Raw genomic sequence first — 21,651 nt, 5'->3', positions numbered from 1 at the left:
CATCCTGAGAGAACGTTTCTGATCTGATTTCACAACTGCTCCTGCGCGTTCATGTCGCACCAGAGCAACCCTATGAAAATGAGCCTTAAATCGTGGCGGAGTCGTTCCCGTTCACTTCCGCCTGTCAACGTCTCTGCCCTGAAGGGGCACGAGCCTGTGCCGGAAAATAGTCTGCAGGCCGAGCTTTTTTCGACGGTGCAGATGGCGCGCTACGGTCAAAAACTGGCGCGTTCCCACAAGCTGTCGCCCGACAAACTACCCTATTACCTGCTCAAACGCCTCGATGATAACGAGGCAGTCATTACGCAAAACTGCTACGACCTCAATGCCGGTAAAAAAGCGACGATAATGCCCGCCGGTGAGTGGCTGCTCGACAACTACTACCTGATTGAGGAGCAGATCCGCATCGTGCGCCAGCATCTGCCGAAGAATTTCGGCAAAGGGCTTCCAGCGCTGGCCTCCCCTCATGACTGCCCGCGAATTTACGCCATTGCCGCCGAGGCGATTGCCCATGGCGACGGGCGCTGGGACGCCACCAGCCTTACCAGCTATATCAGCGCCTATCAGCAGGAAACGCCGCTGACGCTGGGCGAAGTCTGGGCACTGCCCGGCATGCTCCGCCTGGCGCTGATCGAGAATCTGCGGCGGGTCAGTATCGACGTGGTTAAAGCCCAGCAGGAGCGCAATCTGGCGGATAGCTGGGTCACCCGCATTTTCGAATGTGCGGAGAACACGCCCGCCGATCTGATCATGGTGATCGCCGATCTGGCGCGCTCCAGCCCACCGCTGACCAGCGCGTTTGTCGCCGAGCTGGTGCGCCGCCTGCAGGGACGCGGCAATATGCTGGCGTTACCGCTGACCTGGGTCGAACAGCGTCTGGCGGAACAGGGTGTCACCACCGATACACTGATCCACCGCTTCAACCAGCAGTTAGCCGCCAGCCAGCTGTCCGTGAGCAATAGCATCGCGGGCTTGCGTTTGCTGAGTGAAACCAACTGGGCGGATTTTGCCGAGGCCATGAGCGTCGTCGAGCAGACGTTGCGCCAGGACCCGGCAGGCATTTACCCGCTGATGCACTTCGATACGCGCGATCACTATCGTCACGTCATTGAGGTTCTGGCGCGAGACAGCCGCTTTAGCGAGCCGGAAGTTGCCCGCCGCGTGCTGGCGCTTGCCAGCGAAAATGCGCCCGAGACCCCCGGCGCCCATATTGGCTATTACCTGAAGGGTGAAGGCCGCCAGCAGCTGGAGATCCTGCTTACGGCAGATGCGTCACGGCTGATTCGCCTGCGGCACAGCTTCAACCAGATCCCGCTGATGTCATGGCTCGGCAGCCTGAGCCTGTTGACCACTGCCGCGACGGCTGAAATCCTGCATCGCACGGCGCAGCAGGGGATGGGCTGGCTGCTGATCCTCCTCGCACTGCCGCTGATAATTGTGCTCAGCCAGCTTGCCAGCGACCTGCTGAGTGAAGCGACGACCCGTTTTCGTACGCCGCGCCCGCTGCCGCGAATGGACTTTTCCAGCGGTATTCCGGCAGAGTCTGCCACGATGGTGGTCATTCCCTGCCTGCTCACCAGCGCCGACGGAATCAGCAAGCTCATCACCCGTCTGGAAGTGTGTTGGCTCGGCAATCAGAGCGATCATCTCTGTTTCGCGCTCCTGACCGATTTTGCCGATTCGGCAGAAGAATACTCACCGCAAAACAGTGCCCTGCTCGACCAGGCGATGTCACATGTTCAGGATCTCAACCGCCGCTATCCGGCCAGCCGCCCGCTGTTTTATCTGCTCCACCGGAACCCAGAATGGAACCCGCAGCAGGGCGTGTGGATGGGTTATGAACGCAAACGGGGAAAACTGGCGCTGCTGAACAGCTGGTTACGCCATCCTGACAAACAATTTTCCAGCGTCGCCGATCTGCCAGCCCACCAGCGACCGGAGCCGATCAAATACGTGATCACGCTCGACAGCGACACTCTTCTGCCGCGCGATACCGCCCATAAGCTGGCCGCAACCATGGCCCATCCACTCAATCGGCCAGAGTATGACGCCGCGCGCCAGCGGGTAGTCAAAGGCTACGGCATTCTGCAACCGGGCATGGCAGAAGAGATGCCCCGCAACGGGCAAGGGCGCTATGCCGCCATGTGCAGCAGCATTGCGGGGAATAACCCCTATTCAATGATGTCTTCCGATATCTATCAGGATCTTTTCAACGAAGGATCTTTCGTCGGGAAAGGGATTTACGACGTCGATATTTTTGTGCAGGCCACGCAAAACACCTGCCCGGAAAACCTGGTGCTCAGCCACGATTTGCTGGAAGGGTGTTATGCCCGCTCGGGGCTGTTAAGCGAAGTGCTGCTCTATGAGCAGTACCCGAATAACTATCTTTCAGATGTCGCGCGTCGCACCCGTTGGATCCGCGGCGACTGGCAACTGCTGAACTGGCTCAAACCGCGCGTCAGAAAAGCTGATGGCACGCGCGATAAAAACCCGCTGTCCGCCCTGTCGTACTGGAAATTATTCGACAACCTGCGCCGTAGCCTGGTCGCCCCATCCCTGTTGGCGCTGCTGTTTTGCACCCTGCTGTGGGTGCCGAATCCCCTTTACTGGCTGGGTGTGCTGGCGCTGGTGTGGCTCTTACCCACCGGGCTGGCGGTCGCCTGGGATCTGATCAATAAACCTGCCCGGCGCCATACTGTGCAGCATCTGCTGCTGGTCGCCTCCAGTGCCCTGAAGCGGCTTTCCCGCATCGGGCTGACTGTGGCGACGCTGCCTCATGAGGCCGGGTATTCACTGTATGCCATTGCCGTCACGTTCTGGCGTCTGGGATTCAGCCACCGCAACCTGAGCCAGTGGGCCAGCTTCAGCCCAGACGACGATGTGGCAAAAACCTCACCGCTCCGCTTTTATCGCGCGATGTGGATGAATGTCGCCTGCGGCGTGGCTCTCAACGTCCTGACCGCCCATATTGCACCGATGTTTTCCTTTATCGCGCTGCCCTTAAGCCTGCTGTGGTGCCTGACACCGCTGCTGCTGAGCTGGATGAGCCGCCAGCCTGCGCGCCGGACCTTTTCCCCCAACAAGGAACAGAAGCTGCTGCTGCGCCAGACGAGCCGCGAAATCTGGGCCTTTTTTGAAACCTTTGCCACCGCGAAAGAAAACGGGCTGCCGCCGGATAACTATCAGGAGATCCCCCACCCTGTTATTGCCCATCGAACGTCGCCGACCAATATTGGCCTTTCGTTGATGGCAAACCTGACGGCGTGGGATTTTGGCTATCTGCCGATTGGCGAGGTGTTGCAGCGTGTGACGCTGACCCTGGACACGCTGGATAAGATGGAGCATTTCCGCGGGCATTTGTATAACTGGTACGACACCCAGACCCTCGCGCCCCTTAGCCCGCGCTATGTATCCAGCGTCGACAGCGGCAATATGGCTGGCCACCTGCTGACCCTGCGCGAAGGGCTGACCGCCATGCGAAATCAGCCCGTGTTAAATTGCACGCAGGTGCTGGCCGGGCTGAACGATACCCTGGGGATCCTCGAAAAACACTGGGGACAGCACGCCCCAACCGGGCTGCGGCTGTTGCGTAAACACTGTCTGAACGCTAACGCCCTGTCTCCGGCGCAGGTTTATCTCGAACTGAAGCAGATGCGTACCCAAAGTAACCATTTGACGGCGCTGTGCCATCAGGATGACAAACTCGTTCTGCGCTGGATCGAGCATTTGCAGCGCCAGCTGGTGCAGCTGTGCCATGAATGGTCGCATCTGCTGGGCTGGTTAACGCCCGCCTATGACTCCCCGACGCTGCCGTCTTTGAGCGAGCTTGCTCAGGCGACGCACCGCGGTGAAGGCACGCCCTCCACTTCGGCGATTACCCTGGCACGCATGCGCCTGAATATCATCACCGAGCTGGAACAGCGGCTGAACGAGCATGCACGGATGGACTTCACATTCCTCTACAGCGAAGTGACCAGCCTGCTCAGCATCGGCTACAACTGCGACAGCAATATGCTGGATAAAAGTCACTACGATCTCCTGCCCTCCGAAATTCGCCTGACCAGTTTCCTCGCCATCGCCACTAACCAGCTGCCGCAGAAGAGCTGGTATGCGCTCGGCAGGCTGTTTACCACCATTGAGAACGAAACCGCCCTAATGTCATGGAGCGGTTCGATGTTTGAATATCTGATGCCGAATCTGGTGATGCCCACCTGGCCCGGCAGCCTGCTGGACGAAATGAGCCAGTCGGCGGTAATGCGCCAGATCCATTGGGGAAAAGAGCGCGGCGTCCCCTGGGGTGTGTCGGAGTCGGGCTATCACGCCTTTGATGTGCAGCAGAACTATCAGTATCAGGCCTTTGGCGTGCCGGGTCTCGGCCTGCGTCGTGGGCTGGCGGACGATATGGTCGTCGCCCCTTACGCCACGCTGCTGGCGCTGATGATTGCGCCGCAAAAAGCCTGCGACAACCTGCTCCGTCTGGAAAAAAACGGCGCGCGCGGGGAGTTCGGTTTTTATGAAGCGCTGGATTACACCCCCTCGCGTCTCGCCTCTGGACAGTTGTACGCGGTGGTGCAGTCATGGATGGCGCACCATCAGGGGATGGCGTTTCAGGCGCTGGCGCACGTCCTGCTGGATGCGCCAATGGCCGACCGGTTTATGGCCAGCACCGCCTTCCAGTCTGCCAGCCTGCTGTTGCAGGAGCGAGTGCCGGATGCGGTCGATCTCTATAGCCCGCGTCGTCATTTTGAATCTCACGAAGGACGCGTTAAACCGGTGCACTACGAGCCGAGGATTTTCACTACGCCGGACAACTTGATCCCTGAAGTTCAGCTGCTCTCAAACAGTCATTACCATCTGATGATGACCCACACTGGCGGCAGTTACAGCCGCTGGAACGATCTGGCCCTCACCCGCTGGCGCAGCGATACCACCCGCGATAACTGGGGTGCGTTCTGCTATATCCGCGATTTGCAGTCGGGCGAAACCTGGAGCAATACCTGGCAGCCGATGGGTGATGCGGACAGCAGCGACGAAGTGATCTTTACCGATGCGGGCGCGGAGTTCCGGCGCACGCTTGGCTCCCTGAGTGTGAAAACCCAGGTGGTTGTGTCGCCGGAAGATGATATCGAACTGCGCCGCGTAACGCTGCTGCACCGTGGCCGCCAGCCGCGCACCATCGAGCTGACGACCTACGCCGAAGTGGTGCTGGCACCGGCCACCAGCGATCTGGCGCATCCGTCGTTCAGCAAACTGTTTATCCAGACTGAACTGGTGCCCGCTCAGAACGCCATTCTGTGCCACCGACGTCCACGTGCGCCGGATGAAAAAAGTCCCTGGCTGTTCCACATGATGGTGGTACAGGGTAGCAGTCAACCTCGCGCCTCGTTTGAAACCGACCGCGCGGCGTTTCTTGGCCGCGGCAGGCATCCGGCAGATGCGCAGGCAATCGGACAAAGCGGGCCGCTCAGTAACTCCTCTGGCTCGGTGCTGGACCCGGTGCTGGCCATTCGCCAGTCGATCACCCTGCAACCCGGCCAGCCGGTCACCGTCGATATCCTGTATGGCGTGAGCGAAAATCGCCAGCAGAGCCTGACGCTGCTGGAAAAATATCGCGATCATCCGATCGCCGACCGCGTCTTTGAGCTTGCCTGGTCGCACAGCCTGGTGGTGTTGCGCCAGATTAACGCCAACGAAGATGACGCCGCCCTGTTTAACCGGCTCGCCGGTGCGATTCTGTATCCGTGCCAGGAGTTGCGCGCCGACAGCCAGACCCTCAGCCGCAACCGACGCGGTCAGTCGGGCCTGTGGGGCTGGGCGATTTCCGGCGATCTGCCGATTGTGCTGCTCAGCATCAGCAGCGAAGAGAGCATTCTGTCGATTACCACCCTGATTCAGGCGCACCGTTACTGGCGGCTGAAAGGGCTGGCGGTGGATCTGGTGATCCTGAATGAAAGCCCCGGCGGTTATCAGCAAGCGCTGCAAAATCAGATCATGGACCTGATTTATGCCGGCTCAGAAGCAAGCCTGCTGGATAAATCGGGCGGGATTTTTGTCCGTAACGGCGAACACCTCTCCACCGAGGACAAACTGCTGCTGATGAGCGTCGCGCACCTGTATCTCGACGATCGCGCAGGCGGGTTGAACGAACAGCTGGATCAACGCATTCATAGCCTTAAAACCGTGCCTGCGCCCTTTATTGCGCACGGCGGGTCGGGTGTTATTCAGCATATTCCCTGGACGCCGGATACGGGGCAACTGCTGCATTTCAACGGCCACGGCGGTTTTTCTCAGGATGGCCGCGAGTACCAGATTGTCCTTCGGGATAATTGCCCGACGCCCGCCCCCTGGTCAAATGTGCTGGCCAATGCCCGTTTCGGCAGCGTGCTGTCGGAGGCCGGGCAAGCCTACAGCTGGTATGAAAATGCCCATGAATATCGCATCACGCCGTGGGAAAACGATCCCGTCAGCGACCCTGGTGGAGAGGTGTTTTACCTGCGCGACGAAGAGAGCGGCGCGTGCTGGTCGCCGACCACCTTGCCGCTTCGCGGTGAAGGGGATTACCTCTCACGCCACGGTTTCGGCTATAGCGTCTTTGGCCATCGGGAGAGCGGCATCGACAGCGAGCTGACGGTGCTGGTCGCCGAGCATGAGCCGGTCAAACTGGCGATCCTCACGCTCAGCAACAACTCCGGGCGGACACGAAAACTCTCCGTCACCGGATACGTGGCCTGGACGCTGGGTGAATCACGCTCGCAGTCGGCCCACCATATAGTGACCCATGCTGCCAGCGTCAACGGCGGCTGCGGCGTGATGGCGAACAACTTTTACGGCGGCAACGGCAGCGGCCGTACGGCATTTTTCGCGGTCAGCGGTGCCCACTGCTCCCTGACAGGCGATCGACGCGAGTTTCTGGGTCGCAACGGTTCCCTGCACGATCCGCTGGCGATGCGCTTGCACAGGCTGTCGGATAAAACCGGAGCCGGGCTGGACCCTTGCGGTGCGGTGCAATCGGCTGCCACGGTGATCGACGGCGATCACAAGACCTTTATTTTTGTGCTGGGAGTGGGCGACGATCCGGCGCAAGCGCAGACGCTTCTTAATCGCTATCTCAACGAAGAGGCCGCCCGCGAGGAGCTGAACAACGTTCACCGTTACTGGCACAGCGTGCTCGATAACATCGTGGTTAACACCCCGGACAGTGCCGTCAATCTGCTGACCAACGGCTGGCTGCTGTATCAAACGGTGGCCTGTCGTCTGATGGCGCGCAGCGGGTACTATCAGTCCGGCGGCGCATTTGGTTTCCGCGATCAGCTCCAGGATACGCTGGCCCTGAGCCACGCCGCGCCTGAGCGCCTGCGGGACCAGATTGTGCTGTGCGCTTCCCGGCAGTTTATCGAAGGCGACGTGCAACACTGGTGGCATCCACCACACGGCAACGGCGTGCGCACGCGCTGCTCGGACGATTATCTCTGGCTGCCGCTGGCGGTTTGTCACTATGTCGAGACTACCGGGGATAACGGCGTGCTTGAGCAACAGATTCCTTATCTGGAAGGCCGTCTGCTTCAGCCCGGCGAAGAGTCGGTTTACGACACGCCGATAGTGAGCGCCATCGAAGAGACGCTGTGGCAGCACTGCGTGAAAGCCCTGCGTCATGGTTTGCAGTTCGGACAGCACGGTCTGCCGCTGATGGGCGCGGGCGACTGGAATGACGGAATGAACCGGGTCGGAATAGAGGGGAAAGGGGAAAGCGTCTGGCTCGGGTTCTTCCTGTACGACATTTTGCAGCGCTTCGCGGATCTGGCTGAACAGCGTCAGGACGGGACGATAGCGGAACTGTGCCGCACCCAGGCGTCACGTTTGCAGAAAAACCTGGAAGCTTCCGGCTGGGACGGAGAGTGGTATCGTCGCGGCTATTTTGACGGCGGCGAACCGCTGGGGTCGAAGGCCTCTCAGGACTGCCGAATTGATGCCATTGCCCAAAGCTGGTCGGTACTCTCCGGAGCCGCCGATCCGGTGCGCAGCGCGCGGGCGATGCAATCGCTGGATAAGCTGCTGGTTGATAATGACGCCGGGCTTATCAAACTGCTGACGCCACCGTTCGATGGCCACGGCCCGAACCCGGGCTACATTCAGGGCTATCTGCCCGGCGTGCGGGAAAACGGCGGGCAATATACCCACAGTGCGATCTGGGCGGTGATGGCCTTTGCCCGAATGGGCAATACAGAGCGGGCGTGGCAGCTGTGGTCGATGATCAATCCTATCAACCACGCCTTAACGGCCGATGAAGTTGAACGGTATAAAACCGAGCCTTACGTCATGAGTGCCGACGTCTATAGCGTCGCGCCGCATAGCGGACGTGGGGGCTGGAGCTGGTATACCGGTTCAGCGGGATGGGCCTATCGCCTGCTCACAGAGGAGTTGCTGGGGATAAAACGCTACGGTGAAACGTTTGTCGTACATGCGCAGTTACCGCATGACTGGCCGTCACTCAATATGACCTATCAGCAAGGGAATAGTCAGTATCACATTACGGTTTCGCGGGGTGGTGAAGCCTACCAGGTACGACTTGATGGGGTTACGCTGCCTGATGACCGCATTCCGCTGATGAAGGATGGGCAATCTCATACGGTTGAGATTGTTCAGAATTAATTTCTGAAAACAGGCGCATTAACACCTGCCGTTAATGCGCTGATTATCGCGGAGGACATCAATTGCCGTTTGCATCGCAATTTTATTATCCCGCTTTTTTTGCTGCGCTTGCATCACTTGCAAATATTCAAGCAACGTTCGGGTATTGATCGGCCTTCCCTGCTTACCAACAGCCAGGACGGCTTCGCCTAAAATAATTTTGACGGGTGGTAATTGTGCGGGGTACCAGTCGAGGGTGTCTTCTGATTTCATTATAAAATTCTCACGGAAGGGTATTATATCATAAATCCTGTCTGAATTCCCGGTCCCCTTTTACGCCATGAATGCGCGAAAACATTACCCGTAAACGTCAGCATAAAAGCGTATAATTAATAACCACCCTCAAGAGTATTCATTTATGTCCTATACCAGTGGCCTTCGGGAATTTAAGGAGCGGCCCGTACACGTGGCCTGCCCGGTCTGTTCCCACAGGGCCGATCAAAAAGCGGGGAAGATGCGAAAGGATGCAGTGCTTGAATGCCCCTCATGCGGATTACTTTTCCGCCCCTCCGAATGCTGGTGCATTGGAGGATAACCTTAACCGAGGCCATCATCATGAAAACCAGGAAAGCTGTTTTTATTGAAGGTCATATTGTTGCTAATCGACGGCTTGGCGAAACCTGCCAGCCTTTTTGTATTCACAGCGTCATGTTCAGTAATGGAAAATATGCCATTGTGCGCGCTGAGTCCGGGATCTGCTTTAACCCCGGAGAAATTATTCAACGCTACGATTGCGAATGGTTTTTCCACGAGCAGAAAATTCATCTACTGCCTTTTCAGTACATTAAAGAAAACGAATCCCTGCGGCAATTATCTGAATATGAAACCTGATACCCCCTCACACCGGGTTACTGTCAGTTATATTGTCAACGCCAGTGACGCTCGCTATATGAATAATAAAACGCGCGCCGAACCTGCTACCTAAAAATGGATGCCCCTCGCTTTAGGGTGGACGAACCGGTCGCCAGGGCCACATCGCGTGACGTTAACGCATTTGCGTGAAAGGCTGTTTTGACGCAGGCGTTTGGGCTATGCTATGCGGATCTGAAATACCACATCCATTGGCTACGTTTGTAGCTGTATTGAGAACAGGACCACTGGCTGCCATGCAAGAGCAATACCGCCCGGAAGAGATAGAATCAAAAGTCCAGCAACACTGGGACGAGAAGCGTACCTTTGAAGTCACTGAAGACGAGAGCAAAGAGAAGTATTACTGCCTGTCGATGCTTCCCTATCCTTCTGGTCGACTACACATGGGCCACGTGCGTAACTACACCATCGGTGATGTGATTGCACGCTACCAGCGTATGCTGGGCAAAAACGTGCTGCAGCCCATCGGTTGGGATGCGTTTGGTCTGCCAGCCGAAGGCGCGGCCGTCAAAAACAACACGGCTCCTGCGCCGTGGACTTACGACAACATCGCCTACATGAAAAACCAGCTCAAAATGCTGGGCTTTGGTTACGACTGGAGCCGCGAGCTGGCGACCTGCACCCCGGAGTACTACCGCTGGGAGCAAAAATTCTTCACCGAGCTGTATAAAAAAGGCCTGGTATACAAGAAAACTTCTGCCGTTAACTGGTGCCCGAACGACCAGACCGTTCTCGCGAACGAACAGGTTATCGACGGCTGCTGCTGGCGCTGCGACACCAAAGTTGAGCGTAAAGAGATCCCTCAGTGGTTTATCAAAATCACCGCTTACGCCGACGAACTGCTGCGCGACCTGGATACTCTGGATCACTGGCCAGATACCGTTAAAACCATGCAGCGCAACTGGATTGGCCGTTCTGAAGGCGTCGAAATCACCTTTGACGTGCAGAACAGCGATCAAAAACTGACGGTTTACACCACGCGCCCTGACACCTTCATGGGGTCCACCTACCTGGCCGTGGCTGCCGGTCACCCGCTGGCACAGCAGGCGGCGGCGACCAATCCTGAACTGGCTGATTTCATCGACGAATGCCGCAACACCAAAGTGGCCGAAGCCGAAATGGCGACCATGGAGAAACGTGGCGTCGCGACGGGCTTTAACGCCATTCACCCGCTGACCGGTGAAGCAATCCCGGTCTGGGCGGCTAACTTCGTGCTGATGGAATACGGCACCGGTGCCGTGATGGCGGTGCCAGGCCACGATCAGCGCGATTACGAATTTGCGACCAAATACGGCCTGACTATTAAGCCGGTAATCCTGGCCGCCGACGGTTCTGAACCGGATCTGTCCGAGCAGGCGCTGACTGAAAAAGGCACTCTGTTTAACTCCGGTGAATTTAGCGGCCTGAGCTTCGAAGAGGGCTTCAACGCTATCGCTGACAAACTGGCTGCGCTGGGCGTGGGCGAGCGTAAAGTGAACTATCGTCTGCGCGACTGGGGTGTTTCCCGTCAGCGTTACTGGGGCGCACCGATCCCTATGGTGACGCTGGAAGACGGTACTGTTATCCCAACGCCTGAAGATCAACTGCCGGTGATCCTGCCGGAAGATGTGGTGATGGATGGGATCAGCAGCCCAATCAAAGCCGATCCTGAGTGGGCAAAAACCACCGTCAACGGCCAGCCTGCCCTGCGTGAAACCGACACCTTCGATACCTTTATGGAATCGTCCTGGTACTACGCGCGCTACACTTGCCCGCAGTATCAGGAAGGGATGCTGGACGCCAAAGCGGCCAACTACTGGCTGCCGGTAGACATCTACATCGGCGGTATCGAACACGCCATCATGCACCTGCTCTACTTCCGCTTCTTCCACAAACTGATGCGCGATGCGGGCCTGGTGAACTCTGATGAGCCAGCCAAACAGCTGCTGTGTCAGGGTATGGTTCTGGCAGATGCGTTCTACTATCTCGGCGAAAACGGCGAGCGTAACTGGGTTTCCCCGGTTGACGCCATCGTTGAGCGCGACGAGAAAGGCCGTATCGTGAAAGCCAAAGACGCGGCAGGCCATGAGCTGGTGTATACCGGCATGAGCAAAATGTCGAAGTCCAAAAACAACGGCATCGACCCGCAGGTCATGGTAGAGCGCTACGGCGCGGATACCGTGCGTCTGTTCATGATGTTTGCGTCTCCGGCGGATATGACTCTGGAGTGGCAGGAATCCGGCGTTGAAGGCGCGAACCGCTTCCTGAAACGCGTCTGGAAACTGGTTTACGAGCACACCTCTCAGGGTGAGGCTCCGGCACTGAATGTGGCAGCACTGAGCGAAGATCAGCAGGCGCTGCGTCGTGATGTTCACAAAACTATCGCAAAAGTGACCGATGATATTGGTCGTCGTCAGACCTTCAATACCGCAATTGCGGCTATTATGGAACTGATGAACAAGCTGGCGAGAGCCCCGCAGGAAGGCGAGCAGGATCGTGCCTTGATGCGTGAAGCGCTTCTGGCTATCGTTCGCATGCTGAACCCGTTCACGCCTCACGCCAGCTTTACCCTGTGGCAGGAGCTGAAAGGTGAAGGCGATATCGATAACGCACCGTGGCCGGTTGCTGATGAAGCCGCTATGGTTGAGAACACCACGCTGGTGGTGGTTCAGGTTAACGGTAAAGTGCGCGGTAAAATTACTGTTGCCGTCGATGCAACGGAAGAACAGGTTCGTGAACGCGCAGGCCAGGAACATCTGGTTGCGAAGTACCTTGATGGCGTTACCGTACGTAAAGTGATCTATGTACCGGGTAAACTGCTGAATCTGGTCGTTGGCTAAGCGCGGGAGGAAACGTGCGACAACTGGCAACAATACTCTTATCTCTGGCGGTGCTTGTCACCGCAGGTTGTGGCTGGCATCTGCGCAATACCACGGCAGTGCCGCCTCAGATGAAAACGATGATCTTCGATTCCGGGGATCCAAATGGCCCATTGAGCCGCGCCATTCGTAACCAGCTGCGTCTTAACGGCGTTGAGCTGATCGAAAAAGGCACATTGCGTCAGGATGTTCCATCGTTCCGTGTATTGAGCTCCGTGCTGAGCAAAGACACGGCGTCCATCTTCCAGGATGGCCGTACGGCGGAATACCAGATGGTGATGTCGGTGAGTGCTGCCGTGCTGGTGCCGGGTAAAGACATTTATCCGATCAGTACCAAAGTCTACCGTTCGTTCTTTGATAACCCACAAACTGCGCTGGCAAAAGATGCCGAGCAGCAAATTATCATCAACGAAATGTACGACAAGGCGGCGGAACAGCTGATCCGTAAACTGCCAAGCATTCAGATGGCGTCAAAAGACACCAGCACGGAACACTCTGTGCCACTGGATACCACGCCGCAAGTTACCGGAACGCTGGGTAACTAATGGTTCGGTTGTATCCTGAACAACTCCGCGCGCAGCTCAATGAAGGGCTACGCGCGGCGTATCTGCTCCTCGGAAACGATCCCCTTTTACTTCAGGAAAGCCAGGATGCCGTGCGCCAGGTCGCCGCGTCTCAGGGCTTCGATGAACATCACGCTTTCCAGATAGACAACAGCACCGACTGGCAGACACTCTTTTCCCTGTGCCAGGCGATGAGCCTGTTTGCCTCGCGCCAGACGATTTTGGTCCAGCTGCCGGAAAATGGCCCGAATGCGGCGATTAACGAACAGCTCACCACGCTGGTCAGCCTGCTGCACAACGATTTACTGCTGATTGTTCGCGGGAATAAACTCACCAAAGCGCAGGAAAATGCGGCCTGGTTTACCCAGCTCGCGGCCCATTCTGTGCAGGTGACCTGCCAAACCCCTGAACAGGCGCAGCTGCCGAAGTGGGTGGCAGTCCGGGCGAAGCAGCTCAATTTGCAGCTGGATGACGCGGCCAATCAGCTGCTGTGCTATTGCTATGAAGGCAATCTGCTGGCGCTGGCGCAGGCGCTGGATCGCCTGTCACTGCTGTGGCCGGACGGCAAACTGACGTTACCGCGTGTTGAACAGGCGGTGAACGATGCGGCGCACTTCACCCCTTTCCACTGGGTCGATGCGTTGCTGGCGGCCAAGAGCAAACGCGCACTGCACATTTTGCAGCAGCTGCGGCTCGAAGGCAGTGAGCCGGTGATTTTGCTGCGTACGCTGCAGCGTGAACTGTTATTGCTCAACACCCTGAAACGCCAGTCGGCCAACATGCCGCTGCGCGCCCTGTTCGATAAACATCGCGTCTGGCAAAACCGCCGCGCCATGACCACAGAGGCAGTTAATCGCCTCAGCGCCGAGCAGCTTCGTCAGGCGGTGCATCTGCTGACACGCGCCGAACTGACGCTGAAGCAGGATTACGGTCAGTCGGTCTGGGCGGAGCTGGAAAGTCTTTCCCTTCTGCTGTGCCATAAGGCGCTGGCAGACGTCTTTATTGATGGTTGATATGAGTTCTTTACAGGCGTTGTATGGCGGCACCTTCGACCCGGTCCATTATGGGCATCTGAAGCCGGTCGAAATTCTGGCGAATCTGATTGGCCTGCAGCGCGTGATCATCATGCCGAATAATGTTCCCCCGCACCGCCCGCAGCCTGAAGCGACCAGTGAACAGCGTAAAGAGATGCTGGCGCTGGCCATCGCCGATAAGCCGCTGTTTCAACTTGATGAGCGCGAACTGCGCCGGGATACGCCGTCATATACTTCGCAAACGTTGCAGGAGTGGCGCGCTGAGCGCGGCCCGACGCAACCGCTGGGATTTATCATCGGTCAGGACTCTTTGCTCAATTTCCCCTCCTGGCATCAATATGAAACCATTCTGCAAAACAGCCATCTTATCGTCTGCCGCCGTCCAGGTTATCCGCTGACCATGAAGGAAGAGCAGCATCAGGCCTGGCTGGACACCCATCTGACGAACGATGTGGAAGATCTGCATACCCTGCCTGCCGGTAAAATTTATCTGGCCGAGACGCCGTGGTTTGATATCTCCGCCACCCTGATTCGCGAACGGCTTCAGCAGGATTTATCCTGCGACGATATGCTGCCCGCGCCAGTGCTCAACTATATCCATCAACACGGGTTGTATCAGAAAAGCGCAGATGAATGAGGGGAAGCGCGAAAATTCGCGTTATTCACCGCCGCGCCATTGACAGCCCTCTTCAGGCTGATATCCTCCGCAGCCTGACTTCCTGCCAGTCGTTGCCAAATAGAAATTGTTTTACAAAAATGGCGATGCATTGTCAGGCCGGGGATGGGATGATACCCGCCTTTAAAAGTCCGTCAGGTGACATTTGTCCCGACACAGCCGCCAGTTAAGGTATACTGCCAGGCTATCCATTTAATCGTTGCTCAACTTCACTCACCAGGGGGAAAACTTGCAGGGTAAAGAACTCCAGGATTTTGTTATCGACAAAATTGATGACCTGAAAGGTCAGGACATCATCACTATCGACGTTCAAGGTAAATCCAGTATCACCGACTGCATGATCATTTGCACCGGCACATCCACACGTCATGTTGCTTCTATTGCCGATCATGTGGTTCAGGAATCGCGTGCAGCTGGCCTGATGCCGCTGGGCGTAGAAGGCGAAGCCATTGCTGACTGGGTTGTTGTGGACCTTGGCGATGTGATCGTCCACGTCATGCAGGAAGAGAGCCGTCGTCTGTATGAGCTGGAAAAACTCTGGGGTTAATGCGTGAAGTTGCAACTGGTAGCCGTCGGCACGAAAATGCCGGACTGGGTACAGACGGGTTTTACTGAATATCTGCGCCGTTTTCCCAAAGACATGCCGTTCGAACTGGTGGAGATCCCAGCAGGAAAGCGCGGCAAGAACGCGGAGATCAAACGTATTCTCGAAAAAGAGGGTGAGTTAATGCTGGCAGCGGCTGGCAAGAACCGCATTGTAACCCTCGATATCCCAGGCAAACCCTGGGATACGCCGCAGCTGGCGCTCGAACTGGAGCGCTGGAAGCAGGATGGCCGCGACGTCAGTCTATTGATTGGCGGTCCGGAAGGGTTGTCCCCCGCCTGCAAAGCGGCCGCAGAACAAAGTTGGTCCCTCTCCGCGCTGACGCTGCCCCACCCGCTTGTTCGGGTGCTGGTCGCAGAAAGCCTCTATCGCGCGTGGAGCATTACTACCAACCACCCTTATCACCGTGAGTAATGATTGACCAGGGCAAATTAAGCAGCGGATGAAACTACAGAATTCTTTTCGCGACTATTCGGCTGAGTCCGCGCTGTTTGTGCGCCGGGCGCTGGTCGCTTTTACCGGGATTTTGCTGCTGTCTGGCGTACTCGTCGCCAACCTCTACAATCTGCAAATCGTCCGCTTCACCGATTATCAAACGCGCTCCAACGAAAACCGCATCAAACTGGTGCCCATCGCACCGAGTCGCGGCATTATCTACGACCGTAACGGCACGCCGCTGGCGTTAAACCGCACCATCTACCAAATCGAGATGATGCCGGAAAAAGTCGATAACGTGCAGGACACGCTGGATGCGCTGAAAGGCGTGGTCGATCTCACGGATGACGATATCGCCGCCTTCAAAAAAGAGCGTTCGCGTTCGCACCGCTTTACCTCCATCGCCGTGAAAACCAATCTGACGGAAGTCCAGGTCGCCCGCTTTGCGGTGAACCAGTACCGCTTCCCCGGCGTTGAGGTCAAAGGCTATAAGCGTCGATTCTACCCCTACGGCTCCGCGCTGACTCACGTCATTGGCTACGTTTCCAAAATTAACGATAAAGACGTCGATCGTCTCGACAAAGACGGCAAACTGGCAAACTACGCCGCTACCCATGATATCGGTAAGCTTGGCATTGAGCGCTTCTATGAAGACGTGCTGCATGGACAAACGGGCTACGAAGAGGTTGAAGTAAACAACCGTGGCCGCGTGATCCGCCAGCTGAAAGAGGTGCCGCCGCAAGCCGGTCACGACGTCTATCTGACGCTGGATCTTAAGCTCCAGCAGTATATCGAAACCCTGCTGGCAGGCAGCCGTGCGGCGGTGGTGGTCACCGATCCGCGTACCGGCGGCATTCTGGCGCTGGTATCTATGCCAAGCTACGATCCGAACCTGTTCGTCGATGGCATCTCCAGCAAAGACTATTCCGGCCTGTTGAACGATCCGAACACCCCGCTGGTGAACCGCGCCACCCAGGGCGTCTATCCGCCCGCATCTACGGTTAAACCGTATGTTGCCGTCTCCGCCCTGAGCGCCGGCGTAATCAACCGCAATACCAGCCTGTTTGACCCCGGCTGGTGGCAGCTGCCTGGCTCAGAAAAACGCTATCGTGACTGGAAAAAATGGGGCCACGGCCACCTGAATGTCACCAAATCACTGGAAGAGTCGGCGGATACCTTCTTCTATCAGGTCGCCTACGACATGGGGATTGACCGCCTCTCGGAGTGGATGAGCAAATTTGGCTACGGCCACTACACGGGCGTGGATCTCTCGGAAGAGCGTTCAGGCAACATGCCAACCCGCGAGTGGAAGCTGAAACGCTTTAAAAAGCCGTGGTATCAAGGCGACACCATTCCGGTCGGTATCGGCCAGGGTTACTGGACCGCCACGCCAATCCAGATGAACAAAGCCATGATGATCCTCATCAACGACGGCGTGGTGAAAGTACCGCACCTGCTGATGAGCACCGTCGAAGATGGCAAACAGGTTCCATGGTCGCAGCCCCATGAAGCACCGGTGGGTGATATCCACTCCGGCTTCTGGGAAATCGCCAAAGATGGGATGTACGGCGTCGCCAACCGTCCAAACGGTACCGCGCATAAGTATTTTGCGGGCGCACCGTATAAAGTGGCGGCGAAATCCGGTACCGCACAGGTCTTCGGCCTGAAAGCCAACGAAACCTATAATGCGCATAAAATCGCTGAACGTCTGCGTGACCATAAACTCATGACCGCATTTGCGCCATATGATAAGCCGCAGGTGGCGGTAGCGATTATTCTCGAAAACGGCGGCGCTGGTCCGGCGGTAGGTACGATTATGCGCCAGATCCTCGACCACATTATGCTGGGCGACAACAACACCGACCTGCCGGCTGAAACCCCAGCCGCCTCTGCGGCGGAGGACCAATAATCATGACGGATAATCCAAATAAGAAATCGCTGTGGGACAAAATCCACATCGACCCGGCCATGCTGCTGATCCTGCTGGCATTGCTGACCTACAGCGCCCTCGTTATCTGGAGCGCCAGCGGCCAGGATATTGGCATGATGGAGCGCAAGATTGGCCAGATCGCGATGGGTCTGGTGATCATGGTGGTGATGGCGCAAATCCCGCCGCGCGTCTATGAAGGCTGGGCGCCCTACCTCTATTTTATCTGTATTATTTTGCTAATCGCCGTGGATGCATTTGGGGCGATTTCGAAAGGTGCGCAGCGCTGGCTCGATCTCGGGATTGTGCGTTTCCAGCCCTCCGAGATTGCGAAAATCGCCGTTCCGCTGATGGTCGCACGCTTTATCAACCGTGACGTCTGTCCGCCGTCGCTGAAAAATACCGCCATCGCGCTGGTGCTGATCTTCCTGCCGACCCTGCTGGTTGCGGCGCAGCCCGATCTGGGAACGTCGATTCTGGTGGCGCTGTCCGGCCTGTTCGTGCTGTTCCTGTCCGGCTTGAGCTGGCGATTAATCGGTATCGCGGTGGTGCTGGTGGCCGCCTTTATCCCGATACTCTGGTTCTTCCTGATGCATGACTATCAACGTCAGCGCGTCATGATGTTGCTCGATCCGGAAACCGATCCGCTGGGCGCGGGCTATCATATTATTCAGTCTAAGATTGCAATTGGCTCGGGTGGTTTGCGCGGTAAAGGCTGGCTGCACGGAACACAGTCACAGCTGGAGTTCTTGCCGGAACGCCATACGGACTTTATTTTCGCCGTTCTGGCGGAAGAGCTTGGCCTGGTCGGTATTTTGATTTTGCTGGCCCTGTACCTCCTGCTGATCATGCGTGGACTGTGGATCGCCGCGCGCGCGCAGACCACCTTTGGTCGCGTCATGGCAGGCGGTTTGATGCTGATTTTATTCGTTTATGTCTTCGTAAATATTGGTATGGTGAGTGGGATTCTGCCGGTTGTAGGCGTGCCATTACCGCTGGTGAGTTACGGAGGCTCGGCACTGATCGTGTTGATGGCCGGGTTTGGGATAGTGATGTCTATCCATACCCACAGAAAAATGTTGTCCAAAAGCGTATAAAAATAAGGGGATCGCCATGCGTAAGCAGTGGCTGGGTATCTGCATCGCAGCAAGTTTACTTGCAGCTTGTTCAAGTGATGATGGTCAGCAACAGGCAACCATCGCGCCGCCGCAGCCTGCGGTCTGTAACGGTCCGGTTGTTGAAATCAGTGGCGCGGATCCGATTTATGAGCCGCTGAACGCGGGCGCCAATCAGAATTACGAACGCGACGGCAAGAGCTATAAGATCGTTCAGGACCCGTCCCGTTTCAGTCAGGCCGGTTTTGCCGCCATCTATGACGCGGAGCCAGGCAGCAACCTGACTGCCTCTGGCGAGACCTTCGACCCGGCGCAGATCACTGCCGCGCACCCGACGCTGCCCATCCCAAGCTATGTGCGCGTCACCAACCTGGCGAATGGCCGCATGATTGTGGTGCGCATTAATGACCGTGGCCCTTACGGTAACGATCGCGTGATTTCGCTCTCCCGCGCGGCAGCGGATCGTCTGAATACCTCCAACAATACTAAAGTCCGCATCGATCCGATTATCTTGGCCCAGGACGGAACGCTGTCTGGCCCAGGAACCGTGTGTACGACCGTCGCCAAACAGACCTATGCCCTGCCCGCTCGTCCGGATTTGAACGGTGGAATGGGGAGCGCCTCTTCCCTGCCGCAAGACACCACGCCACCGGATAATGTGCGCGCCATCAGCAACGATACGCTGAAAAGTGACGACTCCACCGGTGCACCGGTGAGCAGCAGCGGTTTCCTGGGCGCAGCGACACCGCTGGCCTCCGGCGTGCTGGAAGGCAGTGAACCAACGCCAGCCCCCGTTGCGGCCACACCTGTCACTCAGCCAGCGCCCGTGACCGCGCCTGCTGCGGTGACGCCGCCAGCGGCGACCTCTGCCAGCGGCAATTTTGTGGTTCAGGTCGGTGCGGTAAGCGATCAAGCGCGTGCGCAGCAGTATCAGCAGCAGCTGAGCCAGAAATTTGGCGTACCTGGCCGCGTTGAGCAAAACGGTGCCGTCTGGCGTATCCAGATGGGGCCGTTTGCCAGCAAATCGCAGGCCGCGTCGTTGCAGCAGCGTCTGCAAAACGAAGCGCAGTTACAGTCGTTTATCGCTGTTGCGAAGTAATGAATCGGCGGTATCCGAATTGTCAGTTTGTGTAACCAACGTTCACAATCTCATGCTGAAAGTCGGATGCCTGCCTGTATAGCATTTGCTATAGTAAGGCACTTTTTTTAATTCCATCACGGATGTCGTAGTTCTGACCATGAAGACCACTCTCTCCGCTCGATTCTTGCAGCGCATGGCGCTGACCACGGCCCTTTGCGCAGCCGCTCTTTCAGCCGCTCACGCCGATGACCTGAATATCAAGACCATGATCCCTGGCGTTCCGCAAATTGACGCGGAATCCTACATCCTGATCGACTACAACTCCGGCAAAGTGCTGGCAGAACAGAACGCTGATTCGCGCCGTGACCCTGCGAGCCTGACCAAAATGATGACCAGCTACGTCATCGGCCAGGCGATGAAAGCGGGTAAATTCAAAGAGACTGACCTGGTCACCGTGGGTAACGATGCCTGGGCGACCGGTAACCCGGTGTTTAAAGGCTCTTCCCTGATGTTCCTGAAACCGGGGATGCAGGTGCCCGTTTCTCAGCTGATCCGTGGCATTAACCTGCAGTCCGGTAACGACGCCTGTGTGGCCATGGCCGATTTCGCCGCCGGTAGCCAGGACGCCTTTGTTGGCCTGATGAACAGCTACGTTTCCGCGCTGGGCCTGAAAAACAGCCACTTCCAGACCGTACATGGCCTGGACGCAGATGGTCAGTACAGCTCCGCACGTGATATGGCGCTGATTGGCCAGGCGCTGATTCGTGACGTGCCGAACGAATACACCATCTATAAAGAAAAAGAGTTCACCTTTAACGGTATCCGCCAGACCAACCGTAACGGTCTGCTGTGGGATAACAGCCTGAACGTCGACGGCATCAAAACCGGTCATACGGATAAAGCGGGCTACAACCTGGTGGCCTCCGCGACTGAAGGCCAGATGCGTCTGATCTCTGCGGTAATGGGCGGTCGTACCTTTAAAGGCCGTGAGACGGAAAGTAAAAAACTGCTGACCTGGGGCTTCCGTTTCTTCGAAACCGTGAATCCACTGAAAGCCGGTAAAGAGTTTGCGTCAGAGCCAGTGTGGTTTGGCGACAACGACCGCGCATCCCTGGGCGTAGATAAAGATCTGTACCTGACCATTCCTCGTGGTCGCATGAAAGACCTGAAAGCCAGCTACGTGCTGAACACCAGCGAACTTCACGCGCCGCTGCAGAAGAACCAGGTGGTGGGAACCATTAACTTCCAGCTCGACGGTAAAACCATCGATCAGCGTCCGCTGGTGGTGCTGGATGAAATTCCTGAAGGCAATTTCTTCGGCAAAATCATTGATTACATTAAATTGATGTTCCATCACTGGTTTGGTTAAAAATTGAACACTTGAAAGTGTGATTTTGATCCCCATATACTAGGTATCCTGATAACTCCCACCCGCACGTGGGAGTTATTATTTTTTTGATGTAATGCCGGAGCTGACATGAAAACCAAACTTAACGAACTGCTTGAATTCCCTACCCCGTTTACTTACAAAGTAATGGGTCAGGCGTTGCCGGAGCTGGTTGACCAGGTGGTTGAAGTGGTACAGCGCCATGCGCCGGGTGACTACTCTCCGACGGTAAAACCAAGCAGCAAGGGCAACTACCACTCGGTTTCCATCACCATTACTGCCACGCATATTGAGCAGGTCGAAACCCTGTACGAAGAGCTCGGCAATATCGAAATCGTCCGTATGGTGCTGTAGTCCCCTCGTGGTTACCCGCTTTGCCGGGTAACCCGCTCCCCTCTCTGTGATATACTCCC

At 56.8% G+C, this 21,651-nt stretch carries 15 protein-coding genes; 14 read left to right on the top strand and 1 reads right to left on the bottom strand.

What is annotated here, in order from left to right; translation table 11 throughout:
• Positions 1 to 72: 72 nt before the first annotated feature.
• On the top strand, positions 73 to 8,649 hold the full coding sequence (locus tag C0560_RS06105; RefSeq protein WP_248859833.1) for a GH36-type glycosyl hydrolase domain-containing protein: 8,577 nt from the start codon (positions 73 to 75) through the stop codon (positions 8,647 to 8,649).
• Between the two features lie 18 nt (positions 8,650 to 8,667).
• Here the strand turns inward: C0560_RS06105 and C0560_RS06100 are convergent, their stop codons facing one another.
• On the bottom strand, positions 8,668 to 8,901 hold the full coding sequence (locus tag C0560_RS06100) for a hypothetical protein (RefSeq protein ID WP_100777222.1): 234 nt from the start codon (positions 8,899 to 8,901) through the stop codon (positions 8,668 to 8,670).
• A 145-nt stretch (positions 8,902 to 9,046) separates the two neighbouring features.
• Between C0560_RS06100 and C0560_RS21000 the strand changes: the two genes are divergently transcribed.
• From C0560_RS21000 to ybeD, 13 genes are all read left to right on the top strand, one after another.
• Positions 9,047 to 9,223, top strand: coding sequence for a YnfU family zinc-binding protein (locus tag C0560_RS21000; RefSeq protein ID WP_215628780.1), 177 nt, complete (start codon positions 9,047 to 9,049; stop codon positions 9,221 to 9,223).
• A gap of 20 nt (positions 9,224 to 9,243) precedes the next feature.
• Positions 9,244 to 9,519, top strand: a complete 276-nt coding sequence (locus C0560_RS06095; RefSeq protein ID WP_184957396.1) for a hypothetical protein — start codon at positions 9,244 to 9,246, stop codon at positions 9,517 to 9,519.
• Between the two features lie 275 nt (positions 9,520 to 9,794).
• Positions 9,795 to 12,377: a leucine--tRNA ligase gene (gene leuS / locus C0560_RS06090; RefSeq protein WP_142503629.1), complete on the top strand. Its 2,583-nt coding sequence runs from the start codon at positions 9,795 to 9,797 to the stop codon at positions 12,375 to 12,377.
• Between the two features lie 14 nt (positions 12,378 to 12,391).
• Positions 12,392 to 12,961, top strand: a complete 570-nt coding sequence (gene lptE, locus C0560_RS06085; RefSeq protein WP_102104171.1) for an LPS assembly lipoprotein LptE — start codon at positions 12,392 to 12,394, stop codon at positions 12,959 to 12,961.
• The gene (holA, locus tag C0560_RS06080) at positions 12,961 to 13,992 is read left to right on the top strand and encodes a DNA polymerase III subunit delta (protein WP_129034476.1); all 1,032 of its coding nucleotides are present in this window, start codon (positions 12,961 to 12,963) and stop codon (positions 13,990 to 13,992) included. Before lptE ends, holA begins: the two co-directional genes overlap by 1 nt.
• Positions 13,985 to 14,650 carry a nicotinate-nucleotide adenylyltransferase gene (nadD, locus tag C0560_RS06075; protein ID WP_142503630.1) on the top strand — a complete coding sequence of 222 codons (666 nt, stop codon included), beginning with the start codon at positions 13,985 to 13,987 and terminating at the stop codon, positions 14,648 to 14,650. Before holA ends, nadD begins: the two co-directional genes overlap by 8 nt.
• Before the next feature lie 268 nt (positions 14,651 to 14,918).
• Complete coding sequence (gene rsfS, locus C0560_RS06070; RefSeq protein WP_100777226.1) at positions 14,919 to 15,236, top strand: ribosome silencing factor; 318 nt, start codon at positions 14,919 to 14,921, stop codon at positions 15,234 to 15,236.
• Positions 15,237 to 15,239: 3 nt separating this feature from the next.
• The gene (gene rlmH / locus C0560_RS06065) at positions 15,240 to 15,707 is read left to right on the top strand and encodes a 23S rRNA (pseudouridine(1915)-N(3))-methyltransferase RlmH (protein WP_248859831.1); all 468 of its coding nucleotides are present in this window, start codon (positions 15,240 to 15,242) and stop codon (positions 15,705 to 15,707) included.
• Between the two features lie 28 nt (positions 15,708 to 15,735).
• Positions 15,736 to 17,637 carry a peptidoglycan DD-transpeptidase MrdA gene (gene mrdA / locus C0560_RS06060; protein WP_100777227.1) on the top strand — a complete coding sequence of 634 codons (1,902 nt, stop codon included), beginning with the start codon at positions 15,736 to 15,738 and terminating at the stop codon, positions 17,635 to 17,637.
• Between the two features lie 2 nt (positions 17,638 to 17,639).
• On the top strand, positions 17,640 to 18,752 hold the full coding sequence (mrdB, locus tag C0560_RS06055; protein ID WP_100777228.1) for a peptidoglycan glycosyltransferase MrdB: 1,113 nt from the start codon (positions 17,640 to 17,642) through the stop codon (positions 18,750 to 18,752).
• A 16-nt stretch (positions 18,753 to 18,768) separates the two neighbouring features.
• Positions 18,769 to 19,869 carry an endolytic peptidoglycan transglycosylase RlpA gene (gene rlpA / locus C0560_RS06050; protein ID WP_248859830.1) on the top strand — a complete coding sequence of 367 codons (1,101 nt, stop codon included), beginning with the start codon at positions 18,769 to 18,771 and terminating at the stop codon, positions 19,867 to 19,869.
• Positions 19,870 to 20,008: 139 nt separating this feature from the next.
• Positions 20,009 to 21,220, top strand: a complete 1,212-nt coding sequence (gene dacA, locus C0560_RS06045) for a D-alanyl-D-alanine carboxypeptidase DacA (RefSeq protein WP_095281215.1) — start codon at positions 20,009 to 20,011, stop codon at positions 21,218 to 21,220.
• 108 nt (positions 21,221 to 21,328) lie between these two features.
• A complete protein-coding gene (gene ybeD, locus C0560_RS06040) occupies positions 21,329 to 21,592 on the top strand; it encodes a DUF493 family protein YbeD (RefSeq protein WP_095281214.1) in 264 nt (87 codons plus the stop codon).
• Positions 21,593 to 21,651: the final 59 nt, after the last annotated feature.

The organism is Lelliottia sp. AC1 (genome assembly GCF_023278595.1).
GTDB classification, from domain to species: Bacteria; Pseudomonadota; Gammaproteobacteria; order Enterobacterales; family Enterobacteriaceae; genus Enterobacter; species Enterobacter nimipressuralis.
This window is presented reverse-complemented; position numbering and strand designations above follow the sequence as displayed.

What these genes read in the sequence shown, in the direction of transcription:
- C0560_RS06105 (WP_248859833.1), top strand. Translation starts at nt 73, where the DNA reads ATGAAAATGAGCCTTAAATCGTGGCGGAGTCGTTCCCGTTCACTTCCG.
- C0560_RS06100 (WP_100777222.1), bottom strand. Translation starts at nt 8,901, where the DNA reads ATGAAATCAGAAGACACCCTCGACTGGTACCCCGCACAATTACCACCC.
- C0560_RS21000 (WP_215628780.1), top strand. Translation starts at nt 9,047, where the DNA reads ATGTCCTATACCAGTGGCCTTCGGGAATTTAAGGAGCGGCCCGTACAC.
- C0560_RS06095 (WP_184957396.1), top strand. Translation starts at nt 9,244, where the DNA reads ATGAAAACCAGGAAAGCTGTTTTTATTGAAGGTCATATTGTTGCTAAT.
- leuS (WP_142503629.1), top strand. Translation starts at nt 9,795, where the DNA reads ATGCAAGAGCAATACCGCCCGGAAGAGATAGAATCAAAAGTCCAGCAA.
- holA (WP_129034476.1), top strand. Translation starts at nt 12,961, where the DNA reads ATGGTTCGGTTGTATCCTGAACAACTCCGCGCGCAGCTCAATGAAGGG.
- nadD (WP_142503630.1), top strand. Translation starts at nt 13,985, where the DNA reads ATGGTTGATATGAGTTCTTTACAGGCGTTGTATGGCGGCACCTTCGAC.
- mrdA (WP_100777227.1), top strand. Translation starts at nt 15,736, where the DNA reads ATGAAACTACAGAATTCTTTTCGCGACTATTCGGCTGAGTCCGCGCTG.
- mrdB (WP_100777228.1), top strand. Translation starts at nt 17,640, where the DNA reads ATGACGGATAATCCAAATAAGAAATCGCTGTGGGACAAAATCCACATC.
- rlpA (WP_248859830.1), top strand. Translation starts at nt 18,769, where the DNA reads ATGCGTAAGCAGTGGCTGGGTATCTGCATCGCAGCAAGTTTACTTGCA.
- dacA (WP_095281215.1), top strand. Translation starts at nt 20,009, where the DNA reads ATGAAGACCACTCTCTCCGCTCGATTCTTGCAGCGCATGGCGCTGACC.
- ybeD (WP_095281214.1), top strand. Translation starts at nt 21,329, where the DNA reads ATGAAAACCAAACTTAACGAACTGCTTGAATTCCCTACCCCGTTTACT.